Source organism: Ammonifex thiophilus (assembly GCF_003368535.1).
Lineage (GTDB): Bacteria > Bacillota > Desulfotomaculia > Desulfotomaculales > Ammonificaceae > Ammonifex > Ammonifex thiophilus.
This window is the reverse complement of sequence record NZ_QSLN01000002.1, coordinates 198,047-208,207: the sequence shown is the minus strand read 5'-3', so window position 1 is coordinate 208,207 and position 10,161 is coordinate 198,047. Positions and strand designations below refer to the sequence as shown.

The 10,161-nt window shown below is 59.1% G+C and carries 11 protein-coding genes and 1 pseudogene; 10 read left to right on the top strand and 2 right to left on the bottom strand.

The window, feature by feature from the left end:
• The 9 genes and pseudogenes from DXX99_RS03370 to era all read left to right on the top strand — a co-directional run.
• Positions 1–155, top strand: a pseudogene (locus DXX99_RS03370) (ISLre2 family transposase); the annotation flags it as partial.
• Between the two features lie 173 nt (positions 156–328).
• Positions 329–505 carry a 30S ribosomal protein S21 gene (gene rpsU, locus DXX99_RS03365; protein WP_015738181.1) on the top strand — a complete coding sequence of 59 codons (177 nt, stop codon included), beginning with the start codon at positions 329–331 and terminating at the stop codon, positions 503–505.
• 78 nt (positions 506–583) lie between these two features.
• Positions 584–865 carry a sporulation protein YqfC gene (yqfC, locus tag DXX99_RS03360; protein WP_115792095.1) on the top strand — a complete coding sequence of 94 codons (282 nt, stop codon included), beginning with the start codon at positions 584–586 and terminating at the stop codon, positions 863–865.
• 13 nt (positions 866–878) lie between these two features.
• Positions 879–2,243, top strand: a complete 1,365-nt coding sequence (gene yqfD, locus DXX99_RS11850; RefSeq protein WP_115792094.1) for a sporulation protein YqfD — start codon at positions 879–881, stop codon at positions 2,241–2,243.
• Positions 2,143–3,060 (top strand): PhoH family protein, encoded by a 918-nt coding sequence (locus DXX99_RS03350; RefSeq protein ID WP_240610793.1) that lies wholly within the window; start codon positions 2,143–2,145, stop codon positions 3,058–3,060. Before yqfD ends, DXX99_RS03350 begins: the two co-directional genes overlap by 101 nt.
• A gap of 6 nt (positions 3,061–3,066) precedes the next feature.
• On the top strand, positions 3,067–5,247 hold the full coding sequence (locus DXX99_RS03345) for an HD family phosphohydrolase (RefSeq protein WP_115792092.1): 2,181 nt from the start codon (positions 3,067–3,069) through the stop codon (positions 5,245–5,247).
• Positions 5,168–5,617 (top strand): rRNA maturation RNase YbeY, encoded by a 450-nt coding sequence (ybeY, locus tag DXX99_RS03340; RefSeq protein ID WP_115792091.1) that lies wholly within the window; start codon positions 5,168–5,170, stop codon positions 5,615–5,617. The genes DXX99_RS03345 and ybeY overlap by 80 nt, the downstream gene beginning before the upstream one ends.
• On the top strand, positions 5,607–5,987 hold the full coding sequence (gene cdd / locus DXX99_RS03335) for a cytidine deaminase (protein WP_115792090.1): 381 nt from the start codon (positions 5,607–5,609) through the stop codon (positions 5,985–5,987). The genes ybeY and cdd overlap by 11 nt, the downstream gene beginning before the upstream one ends.
• Entirely contained in the window at positions 5,984–6,886 is a 903-nt protein-coding gene (era, locus tag DXX99_RS03330) for a GTPase Era (protein WP_115792089.1), read from the top strand. Before cdd ends, era begins: the two co-directional genes overlap by 4 nt.
• On the opposite strand, the gene DXX99_RS03325 is transcribed toward era, so the two are convergent.
• Positions 6,868–7,434 carry a UbiX family flavin prenyltransferase gene (locus DXX99_RS03325; RefSeq protein ID WP_115792088.1) on the bottom strand — a complete coding sequence of 189 codons (567 nt, stop codon included), beginning with the start codon at positions 7,432–7,434 and terminating at the stop codon, positions 6,868–6,870. The genes era and DXX99_RS03325 overlap by 19 nt on opposite strands.
• 56 nt (positions 7,435–7,490) lie before the next feature.
• Positions 7,491–9,332 (bottom strand): asparagine synthase (glutamine-hydrolyzing), encoded by a 1,842-nt coding sequence (gene asnB / locus DXX99_RS03320; RefSeq protein ID WP_115792087.1) that lies wholly within the window; start codon positions 9,330–9,332, stop codon positions 7,491–7,493.
• Positions 9,333–9,486: 154 nt separating this feature from the next.
• Between asnB and DXX99_RS03315 the strand changes: the two genes are divergently transcribed.
• Entirely contained in the window at positions 9,487–10,140 is a 654-nt protein-coding gene (locus DXX99_RS03315; RefSeq protein ID WP_165847679.1) for a DUF1614 domain-containing protein, read from the top strand.
• Positions 10,141–10,161: the final 21 nt, after the last annotated feature.

The window sequence follows — 10,161 nt, the reverse complement described above, 5'->3', positions numbered from 1 at the left end:
TAGAGATCGATAAGGCTGCTATTGAGGAAGAGAGGCAGAGGCTGAGGAAAGTATCGGGTGAGGTGTTCGGTAATCTTCCTGCGCTGCGAGGTCCGGTAACATCATTAACCAGAGCCCTCAAAGCTTTGAGCCGGAACATCGATCTTCTCTGGTAGTTCGTCCTGGTCCGGGGATGGTGGGGCTCGAGACTCCTACAGTAGGTTGACACGATCTAGAGCCCAAGTTTTATTGACATTGTTTCTTGGTGAGGGATATAATTATCCCTAATAGGGAGCGCCGGGGCTAAGCCTCCGCGTTGCTCAAGGTTGGAAGCGGAGGGAGGGAAAATATGGCCGAGGTTCGGGTAGGGAAGAACGAGAGCTTGGATAGCGCTTTGCGCCGGTTCAAGCGCCTGTGCCAGAAGGCCGGCATTCTGGCCGAAGCCCGGCGCCACGAATATTACGAGAAACCAAGCGCTCGTCGCAAAAAGAAGAACGAAGCCGCGCGCAGGCGGCGTTCGCGCTAAACCTCCTTGTAAGCGGATAAAAAGCTTGGGCTTAAAAACCCTCCCACGACATAAAGTAGCCCGTGGGAGGGTTTTTTAATGGGCTGGCGGGAAGTGCAGGAAAGGCTACGCCGCAAACTGGCTTCGGCCCTGGATTTGCCGGGGGAAGTCATCCTTAACCTCCCTAAGATAGTGCTCATCGGCAACTTCCAGGTCTTAATCGAAAACCACCGTGGTATCTTAGCCTACAATTCGGAAACGGTGCGCGTGCTGGTGGAGACGGGCGAAGTGATCGTTAGAGGACAAGATCTGGTTCTCCGCCGTATCCTCCCCGAAGAGCTCTTAATCGAGGGCATAGTCCGAGGGATCGACTTCGCCTAACGGGTTTAGGGGGATGGCCTTGCGTTTCTTCCGCTACTTGCGAGGCTACGTTTTGCTCAAGCTGGAAGGCAAAAAAATAGAGCGCTTCCTCAATATGGCCTTGACGCGCGGCATCAAGTTCTGGGACGTCCGCTACTTGGGAAAGGACCGGGTTCTTTTGCGGGTGCGCTGGGGGGCGGTGCGGGCTCTCAGGCACATTTCCCGGGCTACTTCCACCCGTCTCACCGTTCAGGAGAAAATAGGGCTTCCCTTTCTTGTCAGCCGCCTAAAGAGGCGCCGCGCTTTCCTGGGCGGGGCCTTGTTTTTCCTGGCCCTTGTCTACTGCCTTTCCCTCTTCGTTTGGCGGGTGGAGGTGACGGGGGCGCAGAAGCTTTCTCCGGGGGAAGTTCTTAAGGTGGCGGCACAGGCGGGGCTTAAGCCTGGGGTCCTACGCCGGCAAGTGAACGGTAAAGAAGTGGAGCGGGTGCTGAAGGAGCAGCTACCCCAACTGGCTTGGGTAGGAGTGGAGGTAAGGGGCACGCAGGCCACCATAAAAGTGGTGGAGAAAAAGTTGCCCGAACCGGCCGCCGGGCCGGCGCACATTGTGGCCCGCAAGGCGGGGCTCATAAAGGAGCTTCTGGTGCTGGAAGGAACGCCTAAAGTTAAAGAGGGGGATACGGTGCTGCCAGGGCAGGTACTGATAGCGGGAGAGGAGATGACCGTGCCCCAGGGTGAAGGCGAACCCAGCCCGGTCTACGTCCGGGCCAAGGGGATAGTCAAGGCCCGGGTGTGGTACCAAGGCTACGGCGAGGCGCGGTTAGAAGAAAAGGGAGAGAGACCCACAGGTAGGAAGGCGCAGAGCATTTGCCTCGAGGTGGGGGGGCGCCGCTGGCGGCTTTACGGTAGCGACGCTTCACCTTTCAGCTGCTACCGGGTGGAGGAAACGAGGTATAACCTTAGTTTAGGGAGGAATTTCTCCCTTCCCGTAGCGGTCGAAAAAAAGGTATATTATGAATGGGAGCTTTATAAGCTGAGGCGCACGCCCCAGGAAGCGCGCCGGCTGGCCGAGGAGAGGGCCAGAGCTTACCTGCGGGCCTGCCTTCCGGAGGGGGCACGCTTGGTCGGGGAGCAAGTGGAGGAGGTAAAGGGACCTAAGGAAGAGGGGTTGGTTCGGGTAAGCATCAGGTGGGAAGTGGAGGAAGACATTGGCCAAATTAAAGAATTTACACCGGAAGGAGGGCAAGAAGGCCGAATAAATGGAGGAAATCAGGATCCCCGTGGAGGATCAACAGGCGGCCATGGAAATTCTGGGTCGCTTCGACGAACACCTGAAAGCTATAGAGAGGGCCACGGGAGTGCAACTGCTTTTGCGGGGAGGAGAGTTTGTCTTACGTGGTGAGCCCCACCAGGTGAGGGAAGGTAGTGAGGTGCTCTACCGCTTGAAGGATGCTTACCGCACCTACGGCAGCATAACTATGCGGGAGGTAAACCAGGCCATAAGGGCGGCCAAAGGGGCGGAAAAAGATAAGGAGCTGGTGGACGAGATCCTGCTCACCACCCCACGGGGTAAGCAGGTGAGGCCCAAGACCCCGGGTCAGAAGCGCTACGTGGACGCCATAAGGCGCTACGACATCACCTTCGCCATAGGCCCGGCGGGTACGGGGAAGACCTACTTGGCGGTGGTGATGGCGGTAATCTGGCTGCGCCAGAGGCGTATAAGCCGGATAATTCTCACCCGACCGGCGGTGGAGGCGGGTGAGAAACTGGGCTTTCTTCCCGGGCGTCTGGAGGAAAAGGTCGACCCCTACCTGCGCCCCCTCTACGACAGCCTCTACGATGTGCTGGGAGTGGAGAACACCGAGCGCTACTTGGAAAGGCGCATTATCGAGATAGCTCCCCTGGCCTACATGCGGGGGAGGACGCTGGAGGATGCCTTCATCATTTTGGACGAGGCACAGAACACTACGCCGGAGCAGATGAAGATGTTCCTCACGCGTTTGGGCTTCGGCTCCAAGGCGGTCATCACGGGGGATATCACCCAGATAGACCTCCCGCGGGGGCAGGAGTCGGGGCTGGTGGTGGCTCAGCGCATCCTTCAAGGAATCGAAGGAATTTCCTTCCAGTACCTCACCGGCGAGGACACCATAAGGCACCCGCTGGTTATGGAGATAATACGGGCTTACGAGCGGGCGGAGGCGGAAAAGGCCAAGGAGTGAAACGCGGTGGTAGAAGGAAAAAGTTTTTGGCGGGGTATGCTTAAAGAGCCGAGAGCCAAAAGGGTGGGGGCGGCTCTATTTTTATTCTTCTGCTTAACCCTGCTCACCGCCTTTCAGTTCTTCCCGGTGGGAACGGATCTAGAGGTGGGGCAGGTAGCTCCCCGCACCATCAAAGCGCCGCGGGCCGCCGTTTTCGAAGATAAAGTGAGAACGGAAGAGCTGCGCCGGGAAGCGCAGGCCAGAGTGCCCAAAGTTTACGACATCGACCCCAAGGTGCTGGAGTCCATAAGAAAGGACATACGCGAATGCATCGAGGCCGTTATAGCGGCGGCCAAATCCCCGGCGCAGGGGGGTTCGGCCAAGGTAGCCCTTGTTAAATCCTCCCTCCCCTTCCCCATTACCGACGATCTGGCACAGGCGCTTTTGAGTCTGCCGGAAGGCCGTTTGCGCCAGTTGGGTAGTTATTTGGATACCCTGGTAACCCAGGTGATGGTAAAGGGGGTAAAGCAGGAGGAGCTTCAGGCTACCAAGGAGCAGTTGCGGGAAAGGATAAAGCTTTTGGCCCTTGACCCGGCGGAAGAGCGCTTCGCCCAACTGATTATCCAGCACACCTTGCGCCCCAACTCTTTCTACAACCCGGTGCAGACCGAGATTTTACAGCAGCAGGCGCGGGAAGCGGTGCCGCCGGTAGTGGTGACCATAAGGCCCGGCGAGAAGATAATCGGTGAAGGGGAGGTAGTGACCCCTGAGCACATCGCCAAGCTCAAGGCCGTAGGGCTTTACCACTCCCGCCCTTCCTTCGGCACGGTGGTGGGCATAGCTCTCACGATGGCCCTCCTCACCCTTGCTTTCTTCTACTATATCTACCAGCAGCATCCGGACGTCTACCGGGACGCCAACCAGCTCTACCTGATAAGCTTCATTGTGGTAGGGGTGCTTTTGCTGGCCAAGTTCATCCTGGCGGTGGATATACAGAAGTGGCCGAGCTTGGGACGGCAATTGGGCTACGCCGTGCCGGTGGCGGTGGTGGGTATGTTGCTGGCCACTTTAATCAACACTCGTCTGGCGGTGGTGGCGGTAGCCTTAACCGCTTTGCTCGTAGGCATACTGGCGGACAACCAACTGCGCTTTGCTTTGGCCGGCATGCTTACCGGCCTGGCGGGGGTTTACGGGGTGGCCAAGCTCCACCGGCGGCGGGATCTGGTCCGGGCTGGCTTTCTGGTGGGCCTTACCGGCGTGGGGGTTACATGGGGGATTGAGCTGGCTTCCCAGACCCCTCTGGCCGTGCTGGGCCCGGCCGGGCTGACGCTGGGCGTCCTTAACGGACTGCTGAGTACCATCCTCACCAACGGAGCTCTGCCGGTTCTGGAGCACCTTGGCGGCATAACTTCGCCGGTGCGGTTGCTGGAGCTGACCTCGCCAAGCGAGCCTTTGCTCAAGAGACTGGCGTGGGAGGCCCCCGGCACCTACCACCACAGCATCATGGTGGCCAACCTGGGGGAGGCGGCGGCCGAGGCCATAGGAGCCGACGTCCTGACTGTGCGGGCCGGGGCTTACTACCACGACATAGGGAAGCTCCGCCGCCCCTCCTTCTTCGTCGAGAACCTAGTGGGGAACGAGAACCCTCACGACCGCCTGGCCCCCAGCCTTTCCACTCTGATCATCACCTCCCACGTAAAGGACGGGGTGGAAATAGCGCGGGAGTACAAGCTGCCGGAGAAGATAATAGAGATCATCGAGCAGCACCACGGCACGAGCCTGGTCAGTTGCTTTTACCAGAAAGCCCTACAAGCCGAGCAGAAGGGAATACACGAGGCCGACTTCCGCTACCCCGGCCCCAAGCCGCAGACGCGTGAGGCGGCCATCGTCATGCTGGCGGACTCGGTGGAGGCGGCGGTGCGTTCTATGAACCACCCCCCTCCGGGGCAGATAGAGGGGTTGGTGCGGCGCATAATTAAAGAAAAGCTCCACGATGGGCAGCTGGACGAGTGCGCCCTGACCTTCAGGGACCTGGAACTTATCGCCCACGCTTTTGTCCGCGTGCTGACAGGGCTTTTCCACACGCGGGTCGAATACCCCAGAGAGAACGGAAAAGGGGCAATGAGCCATGACAGTGATAGTTCAGAATCGGCAAGAGAAGGTGAAGGTAGAGAACGGGTGGCTTTCGGCCGTCAGGCGAGCGGCTGAGCTGACACTCGACCTGCTGGGTCCCAAACGGGAGGTAGAAGTGGGAATAACTTTACTGGACGACGATGGTATAAGGGAGCTCAACCGCCGCTACCGGGGGAAGGATGCCCCCACCAACGTCCTGGCCTTCCCCATGGGGGAGGAGGACCCGCCGGTCTTGCTCTTGGGAGACGTAGTGATTTCGCTGGAAACGGCTCGATCTGAGGCCGAAGAAGAAGGCAAGGAGATAGAGGAGAAGCTGGCCCATTTGACGGTGCACGGGGTTTTGCACCTGTTAGGCTATGACCACGAAACCGACGCAGAGGAAGCCTTGATGCGGGAGAAGGAGGAGGCCGTCTTGGCGATGTGGAGGCGGGAGCGTGCGGGATGAAGATCTGGTGCGGCTGGCGCTGGAGGCCAAGGAGCGGGCCTACGCTCCTTATTCCGGGATTAGGGTAGGGGCGGCCCTTCTCACCCGAGGGGGCGAAGTCTTCACCGGCGTCAATGTGGAGAACGCCTCTTACGGTCTCACTTTGTGCGCGGAAAGGGTGGCGGCGGTCAAGGCGGTAAGTGAGGGGAGGAAGGACTGGGTGACCCTGGCGGTGGCGTGGAACCGGGAGGAATTCTGCCGCCCCTGCGGGGCCTGCCGCCAGGTGCTTTTTGAGTTCGCTCCTGCCTTGCGCGTGCTCATGGCCAACGCCCGAGGAGAATACGAAGAGGAGGTATTGGCGGCGCTTTTACCCAGCGCTTTTACGAAATGACGGAAAAAGAGTACCGCTCGGGGTTCGTAAGTGTAGTGGGTAGGCCCAACGTGGGCAAGTCAACCCTCATAAACAATCTGGTGGGGCAGAAGGTGGCCATAGTTTCCGATAAGCCCCAGACCACCCGTCACCGCATCTTGGGCGTTCTTACCTTGCCAGAAGCCCAGGTGGTCTTCGTGGATACACCGGGCATACACAAACCCCGGCACCGGCTGGGAGAGTACCTGGTCACCCTGGCCCTGGGGGCGCTGAAAGGGGTGGATCTGGTGCTTTTCTTGACCGAGGCCACCTCCCCTCCCGGATCGGGCGATTACTTCATACTGGAGCAACTGAAGAAAGCGGAAGTTCCCGTCATTCTGGTGCTCAACAAAATCGACCTCATCTCCAAACCGCGCCTTCTCCCCCTCATCGATCTCTGGCGACAGGAGTACGACTTTGCCGCCATAGTGCCCGTCTCGGCCCTCACCGGGGAGAATCTCGAGCGGCTAGTGCAGGAGATCGTGAGGCACCTACCGCCCGGCCCCCAGTACTTCCCACCCGAGGTCACCACTTCCCAGCCCCCCGAGTTCGTGGTGGCCGAGCTCATCCGGGAAAAGGTCCTCCACCTCACGCACGAGGAAGTACCCCACGGGGTGGCGGTGGTGGTGGAAGAAATGATCCCCAGGCGGGAGGACCTGGTTTACCTCCGAGCTACCATCTACGTGGAGAGGGAGAGCCACAAGAAGATTATCATCGGGGCCGGAGGGCAGATGCTGCGGCAGATCGGGCAGAAGGCCCGGGAGGAGATAGAGGCTTTCCTGGGCAAGAAGGTGTATCTCGATCTGTGGGTCAAAGTGAAGGAAAAGTGGCGGCGGGACGACGTGGCCCTACGCCAGCTGGGCTACAAGCCGGAAGAATGAGGCCAGGGGCGGTTAAGCCGGTTGGGTATCCCCAAAAGGTTCAAGATGCGCCCCAAAAAGAAATCGACCATCTCTTCTATGCTCCGGGGGCGGTGGTAAAAGGCAGGCACCGGAGGGGCGATTATTACCCCTAGTCGGGCCAGCTTCAACATGTTTTCCAGGTGCAGGGCGCTCAGAGGGGTCTCGCGGGGGACCAGAATAAGCGGCCTTCTCTCTTTAAGGGTGACGTCGGCCGCGCGCAGGATAAGGTTTTCCGCGTAACCCTGGGCTATCCCGGCCAGGGTCTTCATGCTGCACGGTATCACCACCATTCCCTGGTGAAGGAAAGAGCCGCTGGCGACGGGTGCCTTCCAGTCCCCCTCGTTATAAGCGAAGTCGGCCAACTCCCTCACTTTTTCCGGGGAGATACCCGTTTCTTCCCAGATCAGATCTTCCGCCTGCCGGCTCAAGAGCAAGTAGGTTTCCACCTTATGTTCTTTAAGGACCTCTAAAAAACGCACTCCCAGGTAAATGCCGGAGGCTCCGGTCAAGGCCACCACTAAACGCATAAATACTCCCCTCCGTTTCCCCAATATTTTAGCCTTGCCGAAGCCTCAAGGGCAAATTAGACCAGGATGACCCGGTAGTGGCGCAGCCAGAGATCGACCTGCAGGAAGTAGGCCAGCAGCTGGGGGCCGGTCATGAGCTGGCCGAACCAGGGGGTATCTACCCCTACGCCGCCGGTGAGGGCGAGTTCTCGCAGTTTCTCCCGGTTTACCAAAGGCAAAAGGGGAGATTGTGGGTCTTCCAGGAGGCGGAGCACGGCGGTCTTGACGAACCGGGTGTAGGCGGGATGGTGGGTCTTGGGGTAAGGGCTTTTGCGGCGCTGGAGGACGGAGTCGGGGAGTATTCCTTTAAGCGCTAGCCGCAAAATTCCTTTCTCTTTTCCCCCCCAGAACTTCATTTCCCAAGGGATATTCCACACGTACTCCACCAGCCGGTGATCGCAGAAGGGGACTCGTGCCTCCAGTCCCGCGGCCATGGCCATCCTATCCTTACGTTCGAGGAGCACCGGCATGAAGTGAAAAATGCTCAAGTAACTAATCTCGCGCAGGCGGGCGGCGTGAGCCTCCTCCCCCGGCAACCGGGGTACTTCCGCCAGAGCCTCGGCGTACCTCTGGGCCAGGTACTCCTGGGGATGTAAAAGCTTCTGGAGCTCCGGGGAAAGGAAAGACTGGCGCCAGGAAGAGTGGCGTATCCAGGGAAAACAAGAAGAAGATAAGTCCTCCGCGCGGCGAAACCAGGGATAACCGCCGAATATTTCGTCCGCTCCCTCTCCTGAGAGGACCACTGTCACCTCCTTCTTCACCTCCCGTGCCAGAAGCAGGAGGGAGGAGTCGACGTCGGCCATCCCCGGCAAGTCGCGGGCTTTTAGGGCGGGCAAAAGGGCCTGCCCCAGCTCCTCCGGGTCAATTACTACGGTGCGGTGGCGAGTTTGAAGCAGAGAAGCCACCTCTGTGGCCCAAGGGGTGTCGTACTGGGGCTGGAACTGGTCGGGGGAGAAGTAGCGGGTGTTTTCCCGGTAATCCACCGCGAAGCTGGCCAAGGTCTCCCCCTTTTCCCGCAGGGCGGTGGCGGCGAAAAAGGTGACGGCGCTGGAATCGAGTCCTCCGGAGAGAAGGCTTCCCAAGGGCACCTCGCTTATCAGTTGTCGGCGCACGCAGTCCTCCAGGAGAGAGCGTAGCTCGGCGGCGGTGCGGGAAGTATTCTCTTTGTGTGGCCGACTCTCCAGCCGCCAGTAGCGCTGAACCTGGATACCTTGGGGCGAAAAGGTTAGCCAGTGCCCCGGTTTGAGCTCTTCGACGTGCCGGAAGACGGCACAGCCGGGAGTGCGTCCAGGGCCCAGGACGAAAATTTCGGCTAGGCCCAGTTCGTCTACCTCGGGGGGAACAGCCGGGTGGACCAGCAAAGCTTTGATTTCCGAGGCGAAAAGAAAAGCACTTCCCCTCCGGCTAAAAAACAGTGGCTTTATGCCTAGTCGGTCGCGGGCCAGGAAAAGGGTTCTTTCTTTTTCGTCCCAGACGGCGAAGGCGAAAATGCCGTTGAGCTTAGAGACGCACTTGGTTCCCCAGGCCAGATAGGCCAGAAGAACCGCCTCCACGTCGGAGCGGGTTTGGAAGCTGAAGCCTAAGGAGCGCAGTTCTTGCCGGAGCTCCGGCAAGTTGTAAATCTCCCCGTTGTAAACTATGACCCAGATTCTCCCGTCAAGCTTTTGCGTGAAGGGTTGTTTTCCCCCTTCGGGGTCAAGCACAATTAAGCGCCGGTGGGCAAAAGCGGCCTGGGGAGAAAGCCAGATCCCCCCCTCATCGGGACCGCGGTGGCTCACTGCAGCTCCCATCCGCTCTATTATCTCGCGCTGGCGGGTAAGGTCCTCTTCCCAGTCAATCCAGCCGGCGAAACCGCACACGGGGCCTCCCCCCAAACTTAGCAATCTCACGTTCACAAGATTATGCCCGCTCCCGCCTTTCGATGTGAGGCTTTTTCGCGGGCACATGGGAACCGGAAGCTATTCCTTTTCCGCATGTTTTGCGGTATTCTGGAAGTAAAGGGTTGAGAAAAGGATGTGGCTTACGGTGGGTTGTGCTTTTCCCCTGATCCTGCTTCTTCTCATCCCGCTGCTCTTCTTCCTTTTTTACTTTCAGCTCGCCACTTTCTCATTCACCAAGCTTGGCCTTTCCCCCGAGACGGCCATTCTTTTCTTCGGGCTTTGCCTCATAGGGGGAATGGTTAATATTCCTATATCCCGGCAACGCATCGTGGTGGAAGAGGGTTCCTTTTTTGGCTTTCCCTTTTTCTTCTACTACCCGCCGCGGGTGCGCGAGCAGGTCATCGCTCTCAATTTAGGCGGAGCCATCTTGCCTGGGCTTTTCAGCCTCTATCTGCTTTTCACCCGAGCTCCCCTGGTGCCTTCGCTCATAGCTACAGCCCTGGTGACGGTGGTGGCCTACGCTTTGGCCCGGCCGGTGCCCGGCATGGGGATCACACTGCCGGCCTTCGTGCCGCCGCTGGTGGCGGCAGCGGCGGCGTGGCTTGTGGCGCGGGAGAACGCCGCTCCGGTGGCCTACGTCGCCGGCGTCTGGGGGACGCTCATCGGGGCCGATCTTCTCAACTGGCCCCGCTTCAAAGACCTGGGGGCGCTGGTCCTGAGCATCGGGGGAGCGGGGATCTTCGACGGCATTTTTTTGGTGGGCATCGTGGCCGCTTTGCTGGCCTAAAAACCTTTTAAAACCATAAAA